Source organism: Weissella thailandensis, assembly GCF_001932615.1.
Classification (GTDB): Bacteria; Bacillota; Bacilli; order Lactobacillales; family Lactobacillaceae; genus Weissella; species Weissella thailandensis.
Genome location: NZ_CP014332.1, coordinates 1,959,514 through 1,982,760 on the forward strand (window position 1 = coordinate 1,959,514; position 23,247 = coordinate 1,982,760).

23 protein-coding genes are annotated in these 23,247 nt (G+C 38.9%); 7 read left to right on the forward strand and 16 right to left on the reverse strand.

The genetic code is table 11. From position 1 onward, the window contains the following. Positions 1–24 precede the first annotated feature (24 nt). The 3 genes from FOL01_RS09775 to FOL01_RS09785 form a co-directional block, all read right to left on the reverse strand. Complete coding sequence (locus FOL01_RS09775; protein WP_075270446.1) at positions 25–471, reverse strand: transposase; 447 nt, start codon at positions 469–471, stop codon at positions 25–27. Positions 472–583: 112 nt separating this feature from the next. Beyond that, a complete protein-coding gene (locus tag FOL01_RS09780) occupies positions 584–1,912 on the reverse strand; it encodes an APC family permease (protein ID WP_075270447.1) in 1,329 nt (442 codons plus the stop codon). Between the two features lie 314 nt (positions 1,913–2,226). Continuing rightward, positions 2,227–2,424 (reverse strand): DUF2188 domain-containing protein, encoded by a 198-nt coding sequence (locus FOL01_RS09785; protein ID WP_075270448.1) that lies wholly within the window; start codon positions 2,422–2,424, stop codon positions 2,227–2,229. A gap of 181 nt (positions 2,425–2,605) precedes the next feature. On the opposite strand from FOL01_RS09785, the gene FOL01_RS09790 reads away from it, so the two are divergent. Beyond that, positions 2,606–3,526, forward strand: a complete 921-nt coding sequence (locus FOL01_RS09790; RefSeq protein WP_075270449.1) for an NADP-dependent oxidoreductase — start codon at positions 2,606–2,608, stop codon at positions 3,524–3,526. A 54-nt stretch (positions 3,527–3,580) separates the two neighbouring features. Beyond that, positions 3,581–4,066, forward strand: coding sequence for a phosphatidylglycerophosphatase A (locus FOL01_RS09795; RefSeq protein ID WP_075270450.1), 486 nt, complete (start codon positions 3,581–3,583; stop codon positions 4,064–4,066). Positions 4,067–4,610: 544 nt separating this feature from the next. Here the strand turns inward: FOL01_RS09795 and FOL01_RS09800 are convergent. Continuing rightward, positions 4,611–5,315, reverse strand: coding sequence for an MIP/aquaporin family protein (locus FOL01_RS09800; RefSeq protein WP_075270451.1), 705 nt, complete (start codon positions 5,313–5,315; stop codon positions 4,611–4,613). Positions 5,316–5,433: 118 nt separating this feature from the next. Next, positions 5,434–5,772 (reverse strand): hypothetical protein, encoded by a 339-nt coding sequence (locus tag FOL01_RS09805; RefSeq protein ID WP_075270452.1) that lies wholly within the window; start codon positions 5,770–5,772, stop codon positions 5,434–5,436. 143 nt (positions 5,773–5,915) lie between these two features. Here FOL01_RS09805 and FOL01_RS09810 point away from each other — a divergent pair, with 143 nt between their 5' ends. Beyond that, positions 5,916–6,581 (forward strand): NAD(P)H-hydrate epimerase, encoded by a 666-nt coding sequence (locus FOL01_RS09810; protein ID WP_075270453.1) that lies wholly within the window; start codon positions 5,916–5,918, stop codon positions 6,579–6,581. Continuing rightward, a complete protein-coding gene (locus FOL01_RS09815) occupies positions 6,578–8,425 on the forward strand; it encodes an FAD/NAD(P)-binding protein (RefSeq protein WP_075270454.1) in 1,848 nt (615 codons plus the stop codon). Before FOL01_RS09810 ends, FOL01_RS09815 begins: the two co-directional genes overlap by 4 nt. A gap of 55 nt (positions 8,426–8,480) precedes the next feature. On the opposite strand, the gene FOL01_RS09820 is transcribed toward FOL01_RS09815, so the two are convergent. Next, positions 8,481–9,953, reverse strand: coding sequence for an MDR family MFS transporter (locus FOL01_RS09820; RefSeq protein WP_075270455.1), 1,473 nt, complete (start codon positions 9,951–9,953; stop codon positions 8,481–8,483). Positions 9,954–10,109: 156 nt separating this feature from the next. Here FOL01_RS09820 and FOL01_RS09825 point away from each other — a divergent pair, with 156 nt between their 5' ends. Beyond that, a complete protein-coding gene (locus tag FOL01_RS09825) occupies positions 10,110–11,435 on the forward strand; it encodes a Y-family DNA polymerase (RefSeq protein ID WP_075270456.1) in 1,326 nt (441 codons plus the stop codon). Continuing rightward, positions 11,422–11,826 (forward strand): hypothetical protein, encoded by a 405-nt coding sequence (locus FOL01_RS09830; protein ID WP_083603487.1) that lies wholly within the window; start codon positions 11,422–11,424, stop codon positions 11,824–11,826. The genes FOL01_RS09825 and FOL01_RS09830 overlap by 14 nt, the downstream gene beginning before the upstream one ends. Before the next feature lie 90 nt (positions 11,827–11,916). Here FOL01_RS09830 and FOL01_RS09835 read toward each other — a convergent pair whose 3' ends face one another. The 5 genes from FOL01_RS09835 to FOL01_RS09855 all read right to left on the reverse strand — a co-directional run bounded on the left by FOL01_RS09835 (position 11,917) and on the right by FOL01_RS09855 (position 17,039). Then, complete coding sequence (locus FOL01_RS09835) at positions 11,917–13,317, reverse strand: APC family permease (protein ID WP_075270457.1); 1,401 nt, start codon at positions 13,315–13,317, stop codon at positions 11,917–11,919. Between the two features lie 364 nt (positions 13,318–13,681). Further along, positions 13,682–14,194: a GNAT family N-acetyltransferase gene (locus tag FOL01_RS09840; RefSeq protein ID WP_075270458.1), complete on the reverse strand. Its 513-nt coding sequence runs from the start codon at positions 14,192–14,194 to the stop codon at positions 13,682–13,684. 164 nt (positions 14,195–14,358) lie between these two features. Beyond that, the gene (locus tag FOL01_RS09845) at positions 14,359–15,312 is read right to left on the reverse strand and encodes a TDT family transporter (RefSeq protein ID WP_083603488.1); all 954 of its coding nucleotides are present in this window, start codon (positions 15,310–15,312) and stop codon (positions 14,359–14,361) included. A gap of 47 nt (positions 15,313–15,359) precedes the next feature. Continuing rightward, on the reverse strand, positions 15,360–15,911 hold the full coding sequence (locus FOL01_RS09850) for a 3'-5' exonuclease (protein ID WP_075270459.1): 552 nt from the start codon (positions 15,909–15,911) through the stop codon (positions 15,360–15,362). A 132-nt stretch (positions 15,912–16,043) separates the two neighbouring features. Beyond that, on the reverse strand, positions 16,044–17,039 hold the full coding sequence (locus FOL01_RS09855) for a YeiH family protein (protein ID WP_075270460.1): 996 nt from the start codon (positions 17,037–17,039) through the stop codon (positions 16,044–16,046). A 213-nt stretch (positions 17,040–17,252) separates the two neighbouring features. Here FOL01_RS09855 and FOL01_RS09860 point away from each other — a divergent pair, with 213 nt between their 5' ends. Next, positions 17,253–18,314, forward strand: coding sequence for a tRNA dihydrouridine synthase (locus FOL01_RS09860; protein WP_075270461.1), 1,062 nt, complete (start codon positions 17,253–17,255; stop codon positions 18,312–18,314). A 56-nt stretch (positions 18,315–18,370) separates the two neighbouring features. On the opposite strand, the gene FOL01_RS09865 is transcribed toward FOL01_RS09860, so the two are convergent. The 5 genes from FOL01_RS09865 to FOL01_RS09885 all read right to left on the reverse strand — a co-directional run bounded on the left by FOL01_RS09865 (position 18,371) and on the right by FOL01_RS09885 (position 23,153). Next, positions 18,371–19,741, reverse strand: coding sequence for an NAD-dependent succinate-semialdehyde dehydrogenase (locus FOL01_RS09865; protein ID WP_075270462.1), 1,371 nt, complete (start codon positions 19,739–19,741; stop codon positions 18,371–18,373). 137 nt (positions 19,742–19,878) lie between these two features. Beyond that, positions 19,879–20,823 (reverse strand): YihY/virulence factor BrkB family protein, encoded by a 945-nt coding sequence (locus FOL01_RS09870; protein WP_075270463.1) that lies wholly within the window; start codon positions 20,821–20,823, stop codon positions 19,879–19,881. Positions 20,824–20,986: 163 nt separating this feature from the next. Continuing rightward, positions 20,987–21,760, reverse strand: coding sequence for a (S)-acetoin forming diacetyl reductase (locus tag FOL01_RS09875; RefSeq protein ID WP_075270464.1), 774 nt, complete (start codon positions 21,758–21,760; stop codon positions 20,987–20,989). A gap of 306 nt (positions 21,761–22,066) precedes the next feature. Next, positions 22,067–22,261: a hypothetical protein gene (locus tag FOL01_RS09880; RefSeq protein ID WP_075270465.1), complete on the reverse strand. Its 195-nt coding sequence runs from the start codon at positions 22,259–22,261 to the stop codon at positions 22,067–22,069. Between the two features lie 124 nt (positions 22,262–22,385). Continuing rightward, positions 22,386–23,153: a LytR/AlgR family response regulator transcription factor gene (locus FOL01_RS09885; protein WP_075270466.1), complete on the reverse strand. Its 768-nt coding sequence runs from the start codon at positions 23,151–23,153 to the stop codon at positions 22,386–22,388. Between the last annotated feature and the right edge of the window lie 94 nt (positions 23,154–23,247).

A 23,247-nucleotide genomic window follows, 5' to 3' on the forward strand; every position in this document is an offset into this window, starting at 1 on the left:
ACTTTCGACAAATAAACGAATTTATTAATGACGCTTACCAATTTTAGACGTTACCCCTTCGGCTACCATTAAATCCTCAATACGATCAACCATTGCTAAGACTTCATCATCCCCTATGCGCTGACGGGCACGGCTTAGCGTTGACGAACTAAATGGTCGTTGATAAGCATACCCTGACTGGCCAACGAAATATTGCAAATAAGGGTTCTCTTTGATTTGTTCCAAAGTTTCTTCATCGGTTAATTCAAGTAATTGTTGAATCATTAGAGCACCGAACACTAATCGGAACGGCAACGGTTTGGGACCACGATTACTTGTAAAAACTAATGCATATTGTTTTTCTAAATCATGCCATGGAATTTTATCTGCGCGCACAACCCAACGATTGTCACGATCGATCGGTAAACCTGATGGCTGATTAAAATCATCAAACGACATCTGTTCATAATTCGTCACATGATACTTTCCCATACTGACATACTCCCTTACTAATAAATACTTTTATACCTATTATCGCATATTTTCTTAGTAAGCAACCACTTTCTGATTGAATGACGGTTTAATTGCTATGAAATACTATTAGCTATTCATTCTTACGTTTGTAGTAATAATAAACAGGAACACCGATACCTACAAAGAAAAATGAAATCAGTACCATTGAGAAACTAGCAATTAAGGTGTTGATCAAAACAAACAAGGCGCCACCAATGGCAATGATGGGAATAATTGGATACAAAGGTACCTGGAATAATAACTCGTTGGGCTTCACACCGGCTTTTTTATCTCGTAAACGTAAGATAAAGACACCGAAAAATGTTGCTGCATAGAACAACCAAATAACAAAGACGGCCATATCTGACAACCAATCAGCTCCTGAGATTGCAATCAAAATAGCTGCTAAGCCGGCCGTTGTCCATAATGCTGTTACTGGCGCTTGCGCACGGTTGACCTTTTTTAGATAACGTGGGAGAACCCCTTCGTCTGCCATCGCATAAACCATACGGGGAAAGGCAAGCATCTTACCATTAAGCGTTCCGGCCATAGAAACCAGAATACCAAGTGCCAGAAGTTTACCACCCAAATCACCAAACGCTTGACGGGCTACTGTATAAGGCACCTCACTACCAAGAGAAACAATTTGATTGGCTGGCACAGCTTGATAGATACCATAAGTCACCCCAACATAAACCAAAATAACAACTAACAGACCACCAATAATTGCTCGAGGCAAGTTACGACGGGGATTCTTTATTTCACCACCTAAGTTAGCTAATGTTGCCCAACCATCATAAGCAAATAATGTCGCTAAAATTGCTAGCCCAAAATTACCAGATGTTGTTGATGTCATATGATGAACGGTTTGACCTAAAGCATCGGCTTTCCCAAAGAAAATACCAAAGGTAACCAAGGCGAAAATGGGAATTAATTTAATCGTTGTCGTCGTTACTTGGAAAGCACTTGCAATACGATTATCCAATGAATTCATGGCTGTAATCAGTAATAAAGTCACAATACCAATTGTTGGTGCCCACTGTGTTGGTATGTTAAAAAAATCTGCAAATAATTCCGCAAAATAAGCAGCAACCGATGCAATAATCGCAGGTGCATAAATGGCAACTTGCGTCCAACCGGTTAGAAAGCCCACGAACTTGCCATAAAGCTTTTCCATATAAATATACATACCACCAGTTTCCGGTATTCTTGATCCAATCTCTGATAGGGTCAACCCACCAGCCAAGGTGATCAAACCACCCACGATCCAGGCTGCTAATCCTGCTGTCGTACCACCAGCCGTTTCTAATACTTGTCCTTGCTTAAAGAAAATTCCCGAACCTACAACCGTACCAATAACTACTGAAATACCTGTCATCACGCCCATCGAGCGCTTTAAGCCACTTTTTTCTAACTCCATCTCTCTGCTCCTTAAGCCAAAATAAAAAAGCCGTCCAACCCAGGTAATACACAACACAATGCATTACCTAGGTTGAACGGTTTTCGTTAGCGACAAATTATTTAATCACTTCAAAACACTCAACTGCTTGGTAATACAGTTGAGTCAGAGGACGTAGAATTATTAATTTGCATGTTTTTTAAATTAGTCATTATCGACGCCCTCCTTTGATACGATTTAATATATATTAAACTACCACAGCAATTATAGCTTTGCAACTGTTTTTTAATTATATTTTCATTATCACTAATGAAATCATCTATTAAAATGATAAATCATTTTTCATAAACCGAAGCATTAGGATGGTCATTCTGGTACCATTCTTCAGCTTTTTTAGTAGCAATTGCAATAATACGTTGTTCATTATAGTTTTCTTCTCTTTGGAGCGCATTCATGATTTCAATGGCTTTGTTGCGCACAGTTGGCTTAAGGTTCTTTAATGAGTCCGGGTAATCTTCTTTTGTCCATGGCATGTTAAACATCTCCTTTGGCATAATTACTGGATTGTAAAAAATAATCAGACTGAAATCGCCTAACTATTTATAGCTATATTCTAACGTACAACCATGTTTGGGTGAATTAATTTGGACTTTTGTCTCACTTGCTAAACTAAGTTAGACTATACTTATGATAAAAGAACAAGGGGGAAATATTATGAAAGCTATTCAATTAGATAATTATGGTCCAGTTACTGGTTTAAACGAAATTGATACTGAGACACCAGCTTTATTAAAAAAGCAGGTGTTAGTTAAAAATCATGCCGTTACTATTGATCCTTATGATGTGAAATTTATTGCCGGAAAGATGGGTACTTCAGAAGAATTACCATTAATTCCCGGTTCAAGTGTTGTGGGTGAAGTTGTTGCTATCGGTTCAGACGTCACCGACTTTAAAGTTGGTGATCGTATCGCTGCCACTCGTCACCAAAAAACCTATGCTGAATTAGTACCAGTTGGCCAATCTGCCGCAACAAAAGTGCCCGATAACATCGATGATGTTCATGCCGTGGCAGCTGTTATCGGTGCAGCAACTGGTTATCAAATGATTCATCGTGATTTAAACGTCCAACCTGGACAAAAAGTTCTTGTTCAAGGTGGTGCCGGTGCTGTTGGTTCAGTTGCTGTGCAAGCCGCATTGAATATCGGTGCGCAAGTATACACAACCGCTAAACCAGCTGACTTTGACTATCTAAAATCATTTGGAGATGTCACACCGGTCGACTATCATACCGCCTATGAAAATGAATTATCTGATTTCGATGCCGTCTTAGATACCATTGGTGGCTCAGTTTCGGTCCAATCTGCAAAAATTCTAAAAACTGGTGGTATCCTACGCGGCATTGCTGGCCTTGATGAAAAAGCTCTGTCAGCATTTGATATTGATGCTGCTAACGCATTTCAGGATGGAAAACGTCCTAATCTTGAAGCATTATTTGCCGATATGGCAGCTGGTAAAATCACGTTCCGGATTGGTCAAGTGCTCCCATTTACATTAGCTAATCTGCGTGATATTCATGAACAAGCTCGTCAGCATTCCTTACAAGGGAAAGCTGTTTTAACATTCGATACGTTTTAAAAGGACCCGCTTTCTGATACAATAATGCCATTAAACGAGGGAGCGTAATGGGAAATGTTATTTACTGAGCGTGATTATTATGAAGATGTTATTAAAATGTTGCAGGACCGTGGTGTCCAATTACCTGAAATTGCTGAATTAGTCGTCAGTGGTCAAAAAGACCGTATTCCGGATTTGTCATTGGCAACAGCCGTTGATTCTGTGCAACACGTGTTACACAAAACTGAAGTACAAGATGCCGTAATGACTGGCTTAGCCCTAGATGAAGTAGCAGAGGCTAAACAACTACCAGAACCATTACAAGAACGTATTGGTGGCGACCATGCAACTTATGGTATCGATGAACAACTAGTCATGTCTATCTTGGGCGTCTACGGCACGATCTCATGGACCAATTTCGGTTACCTAGACCGCGTCAAGCCTGGTATCGTTGGTAAATTAAACGACGAACAACATAACGGCGGTCGCGTAAATACCTTCATCGATGATATCGTCGCAGCAATCGCAGCAGCAGCCGAAGCTAGAATCGCACATGATTAAAAAGAGCTGATAAGTTGCCGCTTTGGAGTCCAAAATAAGTGATAAATTTGGCACGCTGCCGTAGCGACTGCGTAGGCGTGTGACATATTTATTGCTTATTTTTGACGGACTGGCAGCTTATCGCGTTTAAAAAGAGCGTGAATCCAAGCGCTTAGCATTCCGGTATAAGGCCTGTTTTGCGCCCCGGCGCTGCAAGCGGCTGGGTCAAAATTGGACTTATATAAGGAATGCTGCTTGGTTGAACGCGTTTATGTGAGAGCTGATTAATTTTCGTTTTGAAGGTCAATATAACGTTAACAGTAGCTGCTTCGCCGTAGCGACTGCGTAGGCGTGTGACATATTTATTACTTATTTTTGACGGACTGGCAGCTTATCGTGTTTAAAGAGAGCGTGAATCCAAGCGCCTAGCATCCCGGTATAAGGCCTATTTTGTGCCCTGGCGCTGCAAGCGGCTGGGTCAAAACTAAATAAACCAAATAAAAAAGCCACTTGCTATCGCAAAACTTTGCGTAACAAGTGGTTTTTTAGTGTTATTTATTAAAAATTATTCTTCTGAACCAAGACCGTACTTAGCAACCAATGCTGCCAAAGCACCACCAACTAAAGGTCCGATGAAGTAAGCAGCAACGTGCGTCAATGAAGTTGCTGAACCAAACATTGCAAAGAACACAGCAGGTCCAAGTGAACGTGCAGGGTTCAATGAAGCTCCGGTTACTGAAATACCAACAATAATCAATACTGCCAATGTCAAACCAATGATCATTGGTGCAGCAACTGAAGAACCTTCAGCCTTCTTTGAAGTAACCATCAAAATAACTAGTACAAAGAAGAATGTCAAAATCAACTCGATAACAGTTGCACCGAAGAATGAAACTGGTGTTGTGTAATCAGTTTGACCAAAACCAACTTGCTTAATCATTGTCGCACTGGCACCAACACCCTTCATGATTGCCCAAACAACGGCTGAACCAGCTAGTCCACCAATCAATTGTGCAATAACATAACCAATAAAGTCTTTCCATGAGATACGACCATTCATGGCTGCTCCCAATGAAACGGCTGGGTTAAAGTGACCACCTGAGATTGGGCCAAAAGCGTAAGCACCAGCAGCCAAGGCAATACCAAAGGCCAAGGCAACAGGAAGTGGGCCAGTTTGTACACCAACCAAAACAACTGCACCAGTACCAACGGCAACTAATAGCATCGTTCCAAAGAACTCTGCTAAGTATTTACGTGTATTACTTTCCATAAACAATAATTGCTCCTTAAATAAATTTGACTTGTTTTCTATAACAAAAATAAATAACTAACTCTAACTATATAACACTATTGTACTTAAATTCAGCTTTATTAATAAATTTTTAACTTTAACGACCAATAATAGCCAATGCGTCTTTGTCTAAAACAAACCATGTATTCGTTGCATTAGTTTTAAATTGCTTGATAAAATCAGGACCATCCGCTTTTGGTTTTGCTGAACCAACCAACTCATTATCAATCCCAAGGACTTGCAAGTCATGAAAGGCTTCATCCCAACGGACGGTATAATAATTACCATCCATTTTCTCATCCACAATTGATTGAAAGCCTTTTTTCAATGCTTCTTTAATAACATCTTCTTCCGATACTGTGAAACCACGTCCTGCCATCAGGTCAACACGATCACGCACATCTTGCATATCTTCCGGAATCTTTTGCGTGTTCATTTTTATCCTCCTTACTAAATTCGTCTACTTAATGTAAAAAAACATTGTACTAGAAACATTTTAACAGTCAGTTGCGATATAATAAACACTGAACGTCATAATTGATTATTAAGATAGAAAAAGATTGAAGGAGGTTGCTTTTCATGATTGAATCAGTAACTGCACAAGAAATGCAACGGTTTAGTCACTACACCACTGATGAAATTGGTGTCCATCCCCTAGTTTTAATGGAACGAGCAGCCATCTCCGTGATGGAAGTACTTGGTGCAGGTACTTTTGACTTATCCAATGTTCTCGTTATTGCTGGCTTAGGTAACAATGGTGGTGATGGTATTGCCATTACTCGCATGTTAGCACAAAAAGGTGTTAATGTTGACTTATTGCTATTAGGTGATGCCCATCGCGCCACTCCTAATACAGCAAAACAACTAGACATCGCCCGCAAGTACGGTGTTACCCCACATAATCGTGTACGCGACTTCCGCCATTACACAGTTATTGTGGATGCCCTTTTTGGCGCCGGACTATCAAAACCAGTCCCTGTTAAACTAGGTGAAATCATTAAACGCGTTAATGCTGCTAATATTCCGGTTGTGTCAGTTGACATTCCATCCGGTCTAAATGCAACAACCGGTACTATTTTAGGCTCTGCCATCCGCGCATCTGCTACGGTTACTTTTGCATATCCTAAACAGGGATTACTACAAAATGAAGGTCTAAAACGTGCTGGTAATATCTACGTTAAAGATATTGGCGTTTATTCCCCAGAAGAACTATCAAATTTTAAGAAAGAGAGCAGCAACCAATGAAGATTGTATTAGTTGGTGCCGGACCACGCAACTTAACCCTATTAGAACGTCTGATGGCTTATGCCAAGGAAACAACAAAGCCTGTCGATATTACTTTGTACGACAGTTTCCCAATCGGTGGCCGTGTTTGGAATCCGGATCAAAGTCCACTTTTCCTAATGAACACAGTTACTCGTCAATTAACCTTATTCCCCGATCCTTCCATACCGAACCATGCAGCAACTGCTACCTATGGACCTAACTTTTATGAATGGGCAATTACATATGGTAAAGAGTATGTACAACGTCGCCATTTTGTTAACGGTGAACACTTTCTTGATGAAATTGCACGGATTAACCCTAATCGCTTTACTTCTCGTGCCCTATTTGGTGTTTATAGTCAATGGTTTTACGAACGTCTAGGTACTCAAATTCCTGGTAATGTCATGCTGTCTTATGAACGTAAACAAGTCTTAGATGTTACCCCTCAAGACGATCAATATGAAATCGTCTTAGATGATGGGACCAACTTCATGGCTGATAAAGTGGTCATGTCAACGGGGATGGTCGATAACCAGTTATCAGAAGAGCAACAAGCATTTACTGATGCTGCTAATGCCCATGAAAACATGCTATATATTGGACCAACTCATCCCGCAGAAGCTAATTTAGATGATATTCCAGCCCGTCAAAAGGTTGTCCTTCGTGGTCTAGGCCTAAGTTTTTTTGATTACCTAGCCAAATTGACAATTGGCCGTGGTGGTCGTTTTGCCCGTGATAACAATGGTGTGCTTTATTATCTACCATCAGGTAAAGAACCTCATATCATTGCTGGTTCTCGTCGCGGTTTGCCCTTGCATGCGCGTGGTATTAACCAAAAGACAACAGAAAGTTACCAACCATTGTTCTTTACAAACAAGAACCTTGATAAACTAGCTACCGAAAACGATGGTCAATTATCATATGCTGACTTTTTCAAATTATTGAAAAAGGAATTAGAATACAAGCATTATCGTAATACAATCAATGACTTTGGGATTACTTGGCCATTCAATGCCGATCACTTTATGACTGCACTTGCTGAAAGTGACGATTTGAATAAGACCGCCCGTCAATATGGTGTCGCCGAAGAATATATCATGGACTGGCAACGTATCTTAAACCCTGTCGCTGATGTTCCTGAGGAAGTCGAATATAGTGACTTCATGATGAACTACTTAACTTGGGATATTAGCGATGCATACAAAGGAAATAACGATGCGCCTTATGCTGGTGCTTTTGATATGTTACGTGATATTCGCTCAGTCATTCGCCACTACTTGGATGCTGGCTATCTAAATGCTGATGAATATGAAAAGTTTTTGCGCCACTTTAACCCACTGAACACTTTGATTTCTGTTGGTCCACCTATTTTACGTATTGAGCAGATGCGTGCCCTGATTGAAACCGGCTTGTTAACAATTGCCAGCCCCGGTCTCAGCGCAACCATCCAAGATAATCACTTTGTGGCTCGCGATAACCGTAACAACGAATGGACTGTTGATAATCTGGTTGAAGCACACCTATCAGCACCTTCGTTGTCACATACCATCAATCCATTGATGAGTAATTTACGTGAAAAAGGGATTCTAAGCGAAGCAACTTACACGAAATCTGATGGCACCACTTACTCTGCTGGTGGTACACGCATGAATAAACAGACGATGACGGCAATTGACCAACAAGATCAAGAAGTCCCTGGCTTATTCATTTGGGGTGTCCCAACAGAAGGCTGGTCATGGTTTACAACGTTCTCACCACGTCCAGGAATTACTGATAAAAACCTGAGCGATGCTGAAAATATTGCCCAAACAATTTTTGAATAAAGCAAAAAAATAGGTTGAGACATATTTTATGTCTCAACCTATTTTTACTTAGAATTTATTGTACAACACCTTGATCTTGGTGCTTTAAATTATATACAAATGCCAAAATCATGCAAATAACCGCAACAATAAAAATATTACGTAATCCAGTGTGATAAATATTATGCATCACTGGCACAATTTTATTTGGTAATTCATCAACCGTATGTGGATTGATCATTTTATTAAACATCCCCACTGTTAAGTTTTTATCTGGATGTTGCGCAATACCGTTTTGCAAGGACTGATTCATAACAATTCCAAAAATTGAAATGGAAATACTTTGTGCCAAACTACGAATCAATGTATTAAACGAAGTGGCCATCCCAATGTGTTCAAGTGATACCACACTTTGTGAAATAATCGTTGAGCCAGTCACAGTGATTCCAAAACCAGTTCCCAAAAATACACCGATAAGTAAGAATATAACAAATGGTGTATTGGTTGGTAAGAACGCTAGGACCGTTCCGCTAACCACCAAAAGTCCCATACTGATCATCAAAATCTTTTGTGGTCTTAATCGTGATAACATCTTACCCGCAATAAATGAACCAACAATCCAAAAAATAGAACTAGGCGTTGTTGCGAAGCCAGCAAAAGTTGCTGGTAATCCTAAAATTCCTTGCGTCCATGATGGCACGTATACTTCATAAGCAATTAAGAAGATTGCCATCATTCCTACTGCAAAATTCTGAATAACAAACGTCTTATTTTTAAATAAATCCAACAAAATAATCGGATCTGCTGCACGTTTTTCTCGTTTAATAAACAACAACAAACCAACAACTGCAACGATTGCAACAACTACAATCATCAGCCAGTTAATGTGTGCCTTATTAAGTAATTCAACGCCATACAAGATTCCAGAAATCGTCATTGATAGCCAAACGATACCCCAAATGTCCAAATGACCTTCAGTAGCACGTTTATCTTCCTTCAAAAACATTAAAGTCAAAATCATTGATAATAAGCCAAACGGCAAATTAATAAAAAATACCCAACGCCAAGTAAAATTATCAACAATCAAGCCACCCAGTAGTGGGGCAACCACAGAAGCAATTCCCCACGCTGAATTATTGATACCCATAATCTGCGCACGTTTTTCAGGTGGATAAATATCAGCAATAATTGTATTAGAAATTGGCAAAATCGCTCCTGCACCAATTCCTTGAATGGCACGCCAAATAATTAATTGTGGCATACTAGCCGAAAATCCACTTAATACCGATCCTGTTAAAAATATAATTAACCCAGCAATAAATACTGGCTTACGACCAATATTATCAGCTAATTTCCCATAGATTGGTGTAGTCAACGTACTCGTCAATAAGAAAATTGAGAATACCCAATTCATTATTGAAATACCCTCTAGGTCACCGACAATGGTAGGCATTGCTGTTGACACAATTGTCCCTTCGACCGCACTTAAAAAAGTCGCGATGAATAAGGCCAATGTCACCATACCTTTATTCGTTTTTTCCTTTTCCAAAACTACTACTCCTATTTCCTATAAATTCCGTGAACAATCAATCATAGCACATGCTAGACAATAACTACAAGCAACATCCAATTAACTTAAAGCTTGCAGAATGTTAAAATTAGGCTTATCCTAACGTTAAGTTAAAGTTAACCAGGAGGATATCTTATGCTTGATGTTTACAAAGACGAACCCAGACGAGCTATTTTTGTGATTGATTCCAAAAGTTTCTATGCCAGTGTCGAATGCGTTGACCGCGGTAAAAATCCATTACAGACAATGCTCATCGTGATGAGTCAGCAAGAAAATACAAATGGCGGTCTGGTGCTTGCTGCCTCACCAATGGCTAAAAAAAAACTGGGTATCAGTAACGTTATGCGGCAACGAGATGTGCCCTATCATCCTGATTTATTAATTGCTGAACCCCGAATGAATTATTATATCGAAAAAAATCAACAAATTAATGATATCTATCGTGAATTTGTGGCTGATGAAGATTTGCACATTTACTCAATTGACGAATCTATTCTGGATATTACCGATAGTTATCAATATATAATTTCAAAATTTGGTGATGGTCATGATTTAACACGCCAGCAAATCGCCCGTATCATTCAAAAAGAAATCAAGAAAAGAACTGGTATTTATACCTCAGTTGGTATTGGTGATAATCCAGCAATGGCTAAAATGGCGCTTGATCTAACTGCTAAACACGCTCCTAGTCTAATTGGTGAATGGCATTATGAAACAATCCAAAAATTTCTATGGCCAATTGAAACACTATCTGATGTTTGGCACATTGGCACACGTACAGCTAAGAAACTCAATCGTTTGGGCATCTTTTCAATGAAAGACTTAGCTTTGCATAATCCATACCACTTGATTGAAAAGTTTGGGGTTATTGGTGGTGAACTTTATGCACTCGCTTGGGGGATTGATCGCAGCATCGTTAGACAAAAGTATCATGCAAAAAGTCGTGCACTAAGCAACAGCCAAGTCCTACCACGAGATTATGATAATCCCACTGAAATTGCCGTAATCATTAGGGAAATTGGCGAACAAATTGCCAGTCGACTACGGGCCAAACATTTAGTTACCAATCAAGTCTCGCTTGGCTTAGGAGTAGGCTATCATAACCCGACTGATAGCCAAGGCTTTCATGCGCAAATGACGCTTCCCTCAACAAACTCAAATGCCCAAATTACACAAGCGCTTCAACAACTATTTACTACTCATTATCACGGTGAAGTCATTCGACATATCGCCGTTAGTGCTGGTAATTTAGAGGCTGCGGGTGAAGAACAACTGGACCTTTTTATACCACCAGCTACTATGCAACAAAATCATCAGTTAGATGAAACAATCGATATGATCCGCCAAAAATTTGGTATTGATGCCATTTTTAAAAGTTCTAGTTTGGCTGGAGGTACAATGCTTGATCGCGTTGGCCTGGTCGGCGGACACAATGGCGGTAATGCTTATGGATATAAATAACGAAGAAATCGATAACATCACCCTCAAACAAGCCAGTCAATTTTTTAAGTATGACTATCATGATCGCGGGATGATTAAGTGGCAAGGTTACTATTTATCTGACCATACTGAGCACGTGAATAAAATTGCCCATGAAGTGAAACATGCCAATCAACGCGTCCGCAAACCCGAAATGGCTCCCGAATTAATTGCCAAAATTTTATTTGAAGCATATGCCCAACAAGACACGGTAACCATTCAATTAAGCACGCAGTCAGAACAAGGTATTATTCCCCCTATGATAACTGGCGTAGTCAAAGGCTATACTGATAAAGCCATCGTTATCGGTACACAATTTATTCCGCAGACTAATTTATGGTGGGTCAGTAAAACGCCACCCACCACTCCGTAATTTTTGAGCAAAAAGAGGTTGAGACAGAAACATGTCTCAACCCCTTTTTACTTAAAATTATTTAATTATGATTCAGAAAATTTAACGCCATTACTGATTCATTCTTGAGTGACGTACACCATACGTTAAGTACAAAATAAGACCAAGAACAAACCAAACACCTGCGGCAATCAATGTTTCAGCATGTAATTGTGTAATCAAGAATCCTGTCAACAGTGCTGAAATAATTGGCATCACTGGATAACCTGGCATTTTGTAACCATCATGGTTAACGTCTTGACGACGACGTAATGGCAAGATACCTAATGACACAACCACGAACGCCAACAAAGTACCGACATTAACCAAATCAACTAAGGCGTCCAATGGTACTAACCCACTAAATAGGGCAATAACAACTGTTGCAACAGTTAACGCACGATTAGGATTTCCTTGTTTATTTAACTTACCAACACCACCTGGCAACAGGCCATCTCGACCAACAGCATAAATTAACCGTGATGCCGCATACGTCATTGTATACATCATCGTTGCCATTCCAATCAACGCTCCAATTGTAATAATCAATGATGCCCAATTTTGACCAACTTGTTGCAAGGCAAAAGCGGCTGGATCCGCAACATTCAACTTAGAATAATGTACCATACCAGTTAGCACAAATCCCATTAAGCCATACAAGATAGCCGCAATAATTAGCGTACCGATAATTCCAATTGGCATATTACGCTTGGGATTTTTTACTTCGGCTGCTGATGATGACAAGGCATCGAAACCAAGAAAGGCGAAGAAGACCATTGATGTTCCAGTAATGACTCCTCGCCATCCAAATGCACCATTAACACGTTCAGGAATCAGAGGACTGTAGTTACTGCTCTTAATAAAGAAGAAGCCAATCACAATGAAAGCCAAAATAATAATTATTTTGAACAAGACCATCGCATTTTCAACACGTTTTGACTGACGTAAGCCACCGCGTAATAGCAGACCAATTAATAGAACAATGACAACGGCCACAATATCAATATACGTCCCATTTGCTGGGTTATAAGCCCCTGATAAGGCCGTTGGGATTTTGACCAAAGGAGATATCAGATTGGCAAAGTAAGCTGACCATCCCGTCGAAACGGCTGAAACACTTAACATGTATTCCAAAATTAGCGCCCAACCTAATACCCAACCGATCACTTCACCAAAAATAACATTTCCATATGAATAAGCAGATCCAGCCACCGGCATAGCAGTTGACATTTCAGAATAAGCCATCGCTACTAAACTCGATACTAAGGCCGCCAAAATAAAACTAAAAATAATCGCTGGCCCGGTTGTCGTTGCTGCCACAGTTCCAGGTAAAACGAAAATTCCTGAACCAATCACCGCACCAATTCCTAAAGCAACTAAATCTTTTGCATTTAGTGACTTTTCAAAATGGCCATCACTACTCATATAGGTGTCTAATGACTCCTTTTTAAATATTCTCTGCCACATTCCCATATATATAACTTCCTTTCACGGAACATCATGCTACAACCCATTTGTCATTTGAAAAATACCAAGACAATAAAAAACACGTATTGGATAACATCATTGTATCCAATACGTGTATGCAGATAATGCATTACAAGTTGCTCACTTGCTTTCACACATTTGGATACTTTACCGTCATCCAAATGTTCAGCGCAAACAACCTTACGCAGAATTCGGATGACTACCCGAAATACGTAAAGTAACTAAACGCTGATGTTACTGACAAATAAGTTTGCATATCTACATTTCCTTTTCTTTTAGCTTACCTGTAGATATTAAGCCCATTTACGTACAAAGTCAATTGTTTTATGAAAAAAATCTCATAAATGTATTAATCTACTAATAATTGGTAACCTAGTCGATCACCAAATTCAAATGGGACCATGCCTCTATATGTAAAATCAGTTTTCGTAATAACATTCTGCATAATGATATTTTCTGGGAATGTATCAATGCGAATATCACGATAACCACGCGCGCGGGCTAAATTAACCAAATCGCGTGTTAATGTCTTACCAACACCCTTACCACGAATGTGTGAATTAATCGTCACTCGGTGAATGGCAACGTATTCTGGCTCTTCACCAACCCATTCGCCTTGTAAAATTTCATATTCTTCTTCTGGTCCTGGCACTAATGAGCCATAACCGGCTACTTGACCATCGTAGATCAGAACGATTCCCCAGCCATTAGCAATATCCTTTTCAAATAAAGCCCTGTCTGGTGCACCTTCGCCCTGCCATTGCGATGCGCCCTGCTCACCCAAGTATGCAACGCCATCTTGAAACGCAGCCCAAATTGCTGGAAAGTCTTCTGGCTGGGCTGGTCTTGTGTACATCAACATAATCGTATCCTCCGCGTCTACATTATTAAATTGTCTAATCGTAGAACGTTTCTTATTTAATATCTACTAATTATTAAATAGCAGAACATTATATTAACAAATTAAAAACAAAAACCCAACCTTTTTTATTAAAATAATTGATTTATTTTTTGGGCTATTCAGCACTACCTTGGAACCCTCGTTGCATTCATCAAACCAACCAAGAATCTTAGATATTGGCTAAATACGTAGATAATCATCAGTGTTGCTGCAAACCATTCAACTTTTGCTACAACCATCACCCCACTAGCTAGATTTAAACGATTTGATAAGACCGTTATTGCTGTGGATGCAATGACCAACGGGAAAGTAAAGGCTGCAAAGCTTGGATAAAATCGTAACAATGAATGTTTAGCAGAAACATAAATTTTTATCATTAAAAATAACGTAGCAAAATAAAGCCCTTGCGCAAAAATAGCCATGCCAATAGCAAAGGCATGATTAAATTGGCCAAAGATATTTAAATAACCAGTTAAACACAGTGACGCCGGCGCCGCCATAATCGTCAACAACGGCAACGCTCCTTCACCCATTGCTCGTAGACGTATCAATCGGAAAATAACAATTGGAAAAACAATGACGTACAACACCATTGCTAACCAAAAAAAGAGTTGACCAATAGTTGTACTAAACATGGGTGCACTCACTGGAATAACACCAATACCAACAAACATGACAAACCAACTTGGATAAACTGCTTGTAATCGTGGCTTGGTCTGAATTAAGTTAAACCAACAAAAGGCTACCATGATACCAAGATGAACAATAATTGCAGCCAGCCACAAAAAATTGGCAAAACGCGTCATCCCCCATCGATACCAATACATGGCCATCAGCATCAACGCCATTGTAAACGTTGGTAGCGTCCCCGCAGTTACAGGGTTCAGCATTTCACTGTGGACACTACCATATGCAAACAACAATTTTGCAAATACAAACAACATTAAGATCATTCCCACTATGCCAATTATATTGCCCGTCATGAAAAAGCCATTCATAATAAATAAATTTCCTAATGATTCGATACCTAAAATCAAACCACATAACGCCATGGGAATTTTTTTCAACACTTGTGCCACGAAATACTCCTTCAACTCATTTCACTTGTCTGGTAATTTCAATGAAACTAACGCCATGCCTTTTTCATGGCTACAAAAATAGCCAGCGTCTCTTTTGCATCAGGTAATGCCCGATGCTTTTGTTTTCCCAAATCAATCCCATACATTTCTGCTAAATCCATTAATGAAATATCTTGCGGATTGCCGGCAATAGCACCATGAATTTGCTGCGTATCATATAATTTACCGCGAGTGTCCCATTTACCAAGATTATGATGTTGCAATCCTTCTTTAATTAGCTGGACATCACCATCAATAATAGCATGACCAACAATTGCGTAATCACCAACAAACTGCATAAAACGGCTCAGTGCACGCTCTTCAGAAATACCATGACTAATCATCTCCAACGTAATCCAGCCATCTTTGCCACCCATTGATTTAGTAATATATTTAAATGATTTCATAGCGCTACCAACGGGCGGATTATTAACAATAACTGAAAATTTCTCAATATTTTGGGTACCTGTTACTTTAATTGCACCAATCTCAATAATTTGATTACTACCATTCATCTCCAAATCAAATACCACATAATTATTTAAATTCGTAAATAGCATTTATTAACTCTCACCTCCCCCAAAATATGTATTCATCAAGTATTTTAATTTTAACAATAATTATAGATAAAGGCCTGAAATTTTCTCATCAACTGACAAAATTCCAGACCTTATTCTTTAGATTTCGTTTAATTAAGCACCCATCAACATATAAATCAGTGCTAGGGCAATAACTACTTGGAAAATAATCGTGACAAGTCCATATCCTAGGAACTTAGCTCCTGATGACTTGATTGTTGTCCACTTCAAATTCAATCCAATACCCGCTAAGTTAACAACACCAAAAAAACTAGTAATATTTTGTGCTGTATGAGTCACAAGATGCGGTAGTGAGATAAATGAATTGATCAACATAAGAATAATAAATGTTGTGACAAACCAAGGAATACCCATTTTTGATTTAACAGCCGTACCTGTATCGGTTGATATTTTTGCAGCATGACGTGCCATAAAAATAACAACTACTGATAGCATAATGACACGTAGCATTTTGAAAATTGGTGCATAAGTAACCACACTGCCACCAACAAGTGATGCAGTTCCAGATACTTGACCAACTGACTGCACAGTTCCACCAATCAAGGCACTAACAATCATATTATCCGGTAACACAGCTGGGCCTAAAATCGGTAAAACAAATAGTAACACCACCCCAGCCAGCGAGACTGTTGCAACGGATGTTCGTCGCTGATCATCGGTTGCGTCAACAACTGGTGCCACTGATGCAATCGCACTCGAACCACAGACAGCATTACCTGCTCCCATCATCATCGCTGATGCTGGTGAAACCTTAAAAATACGCCCACCAAGCCACATCACAAAGAAAATGGTCAATGACATTTGTATCAAAATAAACAACACACCTTGCCATCCAAGTGAAGCCATGTTTGTTAAAGTAACATTCAAACCTAGGCAGGCAATCCCAATCTCAATCGGGTATTTTTCAGCCCATTTAACACCTGCTGCCCAACGTTGGTTGATAAAAATTGTATTTCCTAAAACAATTCCCGCCAACATAGCCAATGCTTCGGCACCTAATGTTGGTAAGAAAGGTGATAGTAATTTTGCAACGAAAGCTAGCAAAAACGTTAAGATAATGCCCGCTACCATATTCTTTCTAATTACCATGTGAACTCCTAAAAATTTTATAGCAAATCGGCATTATTATACACCTTATTGTCCATCAGACTGTCAAAAACCTCATAATTTGCCCTAAACATGACTATTATTTACTTTTAAGAAGTTAATATCTTGAAAATTTTACAAAATATCGCTAATATGAATAGGGTTTTAAAAATTTTCGTATCAAAAATACATATTTCTTTGAGAAAGGAACTTTAAATGGTCCAAGTAAAATCGCCTTATTGGCAAAAAGTTGTGGACGATGCTCAAAAACATCCTGCCGTTCCAGGATTAGAAACAATCCCCTTCTTCACCATGGCTCCTATGGAAGCCGTAACAGATTCTGTTTTCCGTCGTGTCGTTGCCAAAGCTGGTGGCCCCGACGTTTACTTTACAGAATTCACAAATGCTCGTAGCATTACCCATCCAAAAGCAAAGTTTACCGTACAAGGTCGTTTGCACGTTGAAGAATCAGAACAAATGCCTGTCGCTCAATTATGGGGTGATCGTGGTATTGATTTTGAGACTGCTTGTTTTGACTTAAAAGAACGTGGCTATGAAGCCGTCGATATTAACATGGGATGCCCAGCCGCTACTGTCGTTAAAAACAATAGTGGTTCTGATTTGATTCGCCATTTTGATAAGGCTGAAGAAATTATTGCTAGCGCTAAAAAGGCCAGCTTAGCTGTTTCTGTTAAAACTCGCCTTGGTTTCAATCAAATCGACACTTTTGAAGAGTGGATTCCATTTCTTCTAAAGCAAGATATCCCACTACTTACAGTTCATATGCGTACACGTAAGGAAATGTCAAAAGTGCCCGCCCACTTTGAGTACATTGACCGTTTAGTACAATTACGTGATGAAATCGCCCCAAACACCTTGCTTCAAATCAATGGTGATATTAAGGATCGTGCTGACGGTCTCGAATTAGTTCGTCAACATCCTGGTGTTAATGGTATTATGATTGGCCGCGGGATTTTTGAAAATCCTTTTGCTTTTGAAATCACACCACGAGAGCATACTCTAGATGAGACCCTTACTCTACTGCGTATGCAATTAGACTTATACGACCAATTCACTGCTGAATTTGGTCCCATGCATTTCCAAAAGTTAAAGCGTTTCTTTAAAATCTACGTTCGCCATTTTTCATATGCATCTGACTTACGTGTTGCCTTAATGGATACAAACAACACAACACAAGTCCGCGAATTGCTTGATCAATTCGATGAACAATGGGCCGCTCAAAAAGCAGCTGATACCATTGCGATTACAACAAAATAATAATAAAAAAGGAGCATGTTCATCTGAACATGCTCCTTTATTGTAATCAGTTTAATTTACTTAGTTGGTTCAAAAATCAAATGCTCGTTAACGAATGCATTCAATCCTAATTCACTTAGCTCACGACCGTATCCCGAGTTCTTAACACCACCAAATGGTAATTCAGGTAATGATGTCCATCCTGAGTTAATGAATGACATACCTGTTTCAATTTGTTCGGCGACACGTTGTGCATGGTCAATATCACTTGAGAATACAGTGTTACCAAGACCATAACTTGAATCATTAGCCAATGCAATGGCCTCTTCTTCTGAATTAACCTTGTAAACTTCAGCAACCGGACCAAACAATTCTTGATTGTAGATTGGATTGTCCTTAGTAATATCTGTCAAAATAGTTGGTTGGAAGAAGAATCCATCCCCTTCAACCGGCTCTTGACTATAAACTAACGTCGCTCCACCAGCAACAGCACTATCAACTTGCTTCTGTAATTTCTCTTGCGCACTCTTAGATGATAATGGCGCCACATCAGTTTCAGGATCCATTGGATCTCCTACCTTAGCCTTTGAGAAACCATCTTTTAGAATATCGATAAACTCATCAAACTTATCAGCCAAAACAATGAACCGCTTTGATGACGTGCAAACTTGTCCTACATTGTACAAACGTGCACCTGGCGCAACCGCCCTAACTTCATCCCAATCCGCATCATCTAAAATAATGAATGCATCATTACCACCAAGTTCAAGAGTTGACTTCTTTAGTGCCTCACCAGCTTCTTTGGCAACGGCTGCACCACCACGTTCAGAACCCGTCAAGCAAACACCAGCGACACGTGGATCATGAATAGCCTTAGATACTAAGTCATAATCGATAAACAAATTAGTCAAAGCACCCTCTGGTGCACCTGCTTCAATGACTAAGTCAGCAAATAATTGGGCTGACTTGGCACAAATTGACGCATGCTTCAAAATCATTGGATTACCAACAATAAAGTTTGGCGCAAAGACACGCACAACTTGATATAATGGGAAATTCCATGGTTCAACTGCCACAATGACACCAGTTGATTGCTTAACATAGTGAGCATTTCCTGCTGGTGACTCTATTGGTGTGTCGGCCATGAATTCCTCACCCTTTTGGGCATAATAAGAAACAATACTTGCACACAAGTCGACTTCGCCTTCAGCTTCAGTTAATAACTTCCCCATGTCATAAGTCATTGCCTTAGCTAGTTCTTCTTTATGTGCCACGATTGCCTCAGCAATCTTTTGTAATGTTGCCGCACGATCACTAACAGATGTGCCACGCCATGTTTTATATAAAGCGTGACCAGTTGCCAGTGCTTTCTCTAAATCTGCTTCGGTTGCATTATCATATTCCTGTAAGACTTCCCCAGTATATGGATAGGTTGTTTTATATGCCATAATATCCCCCTTTGTATAAACGACAATCAGTAGCAATCTATGCTACGCCATCATTATAACGCTAATTACCCAAAAAAGCGCTTAAAAAAATTTCACAAAGAAACTGTTTTTATGTTTAAAAAATCACAACCAAGCCTTTAACGGCGCTTTTTTCGACGACGCTTGCCGCTTGTGATTTTTCGCAAATTCCCATCTGGGCGCCGCTGGGCTGCAGGACGTTTAGCAGCCGTTGGCACAGGGTCTTCTGGATTCAAACTGGTAGCAAAAAGACCTTCTAACCAGGCAATTAAAATCTGTCCAATCACCATAATTGTTCCAATTAAATTCAAATAGACAATTAGCACAAGCAATGATCCTAATGATTGATAAAAACCAACATTTTTTACAGTAAATTGCGCATACCACCCAAATGAATAGTTCAAAATGATCATCAGAACAACTTCAATACCCGATCCTATGATCAGCGGCTTCAATGCAATTCTTTTAGCTGGTAACGCAGCATTGAATACACACATCATCACCCAAAGACCCGCTAGAGTAATCAGCCAACGTTGTTTCGTTATAAATTCTAGCCATCCGATTCCTGGAATAGCGGCAATAATCGCTGGCAAGAATGCACTAACAACGATTACGACAACCGCTGACACCAAAATAACCAACAACCATAAGAAACTAAACACACGCGTCAGTAAACCATTGACCCGTTCTGGTACATCATACACAGCATTAAATGATTTACGAATAATTGCTAGTACTGAACTTGCTGCCCAAATCGTTGTTACAATTGAGAATGACAAAATTCCAACGCCACCTTTTAGGACCGATTTAATAATCGGCTCTAAAATCGACATAATATTACTTGGCAGTTGTTCCGAAAGTAGTGTTATTAAATCGTTCGCACTCAGCCCCGCTAAACTGGCAACCGCACCAACACTCATCAAAATAGGAACCATCGACAATAAGGCATAATATGTAATAGTTGGCCCCACCATTTTGAGATTTCCGCGTTTTAAAAACGTTTGGAATTGTTCAATCTGAAATTTCTTTGTTAGGCGGTGAACATCAACAAGAATTTGTCGCATGCTTACTCCCTCCTTCGCTAAATATACACCCAGTATCTCAATGTTTGATGTAGATAGCAAATACTAAGTTATGATATTTACATACCATTTCTAATAAAATAAAAACTGACGACAAATCTATATAACGATTTATCATCAGTTTAAAATTTAAATTAATTATCCATTAATGGAATTGCATACCACCATCAACTTCAATAGTTTGTCCAGTAATGTAGTTTGAGTCTGGTCCAGCCAAGAAGGCTACTGCAGCAGCAACATCTTCTGGTTCTGATAAGCGCTTTAGAGCAATGTCCTTCGCGAAGGTTTGCATACCCCATTCGTCATCCTTACCTGCATTCTTACCAACTTCGTGAGCAATATCAAACATCATTGGTGTCTTAACAATACCAGGTGCATAAGCATTAACTGTAATGTTCTCCTCAGCCAAATCACGTGCGGCAACTTGCGTTAGACCACGTACCGCAAACTTAGTACTACTATACAAAGCAAGGTTTGGATTACCAACAACACCAGCTTGTGAAGTTGCGTTGATGATTTTTCCACCGTTACCCTGCTTCTTAAATTGTTCAACTGCTGCTTGGATACCCCAAATATCTCCAGCAACATTAATATGATAAACCTTATCAAACAATTCAGGAGTAATTGTATCAATTGGTGTCGTAGGACCAAGGCCAGCATTATTAACTAGCACATCAAAGCTACCTAATTTGTCTGCAACTTCTTGAACCGCTGCAAAGAAACCATCACGGTCAGAAACATCTACCTTGACTGCCATTGCAGATCCACCGTTCTTTTCGATATCATCTGCAACTTCTTTACTCTTTACCTCGTTCAAATCAGCAACTGCGACTGCAAATCCATCTGCGCTAAGGCGACGAACAATTGCTTCACCAATACCTTGTGCACCACCAGTAACCATTGCGACTTTCTTTGCCATTACGAATTCCTCCAGTAGTATTATTTGAAACAACTATAGTTTAGCATAAATCCTTTAGTTTGTTAATAGTTTCACAAATAATATCATTGGCAACAAAGAACCGTTTAATTAGTGGTAGTCAAAACTAATTAAACGGTTCTTTTTTAGATGCTAATGGGATATTCAACTTGGTTCACGCATATTATAATTCAATATGCACAATTCATTAATTAGCTTTAAACATCTAAACTTCTGTTAACTGCCGGTTATAAAAAATTTAATGCTAACACTTATTAAAAAATCAGTGCATATCATATATTACAAATGTTAATTAACACCATTTTTTATTTGATAATATGTTTGAATTTCTAAATAAATAACAATCCCAAATGCCAAATACTTCTGAAATGTTTCACCTAAATTAAATTGATTACTCGTTACTAGCTCAACAACTTCATTCCCTGTAATCAATAATAATAGATGTACAGGAGTTAATCGCCGGTATTTCTTCGAAGACCACATCAAAAACTTAATATATCAACATATCATCAATATATTAATACTCACCTCCTTCCTAAACCAGCATATCTATTTTTTGATAATCCGTAGTAATAAAGATTTATCGTTGGTTTTTTACTATTAACCGTTAATTTAATCCATGGATTCGTTGCCAGGCTTTCTTAAAATTTTGCTTTTTTCGAACAGATAATGGACACCATATTTGATTATCAACATCAAAATAAACACGATTAAGCCTAATATCAAAATAACTAACAGACATCAAATTAATAACGAATCCTTTATGAGAACGAAATAAATTTTGGTGTCGTTTCTCGATACTCGAAAGTGAATCATTAATTTCAATAATTTTATTTTTAGCATAAAGCACGACACGATTAACATGATTGGGCTTAGAAGCAACGTAAAGGACTTCTGACATTGGAATATCATAATAGCGTGTATGTAATTTATAAACGAATTTATCTGGATTGTTTTTCATATGACTAACCACTAAACCCAAGGCAATATTAATATCTTCACGAATCGATTCTTCTATATCATCAACATTTTTATTTTTAGAAATGCAATCCAAGGGCGTTAACCGGTGTTCTAATATCAGCGTTGATAATTTTTCATGTCCATTAATAAAAACAAGACTAGCCAGTGGTAACCAATGCCTAATATACTTGCCTAATTCAATAATATTAAGATCACTAGCTAGCGATTCTGCATTTAAAAAGAACAAAATGTTTTGATGATTACTCATTTTCACAAATTTTTGAATACTTCGAACATCACTTGTTACAAGCTTAATACTAGTATCTAATTCTTCAAATTCTGTATACCGCTTAATAAAATTAGCTATCCAAGTTAGGTGATGTCGACTATCTTCTAATATTATTATTTCTAGCACTATTCATCCTCCACCACTAATTTTTAACCCTTTTATTTCTAATTAGTATCAAGACTATTTCCATTTATAAAAGACACAAATTAGGCAAAATTGT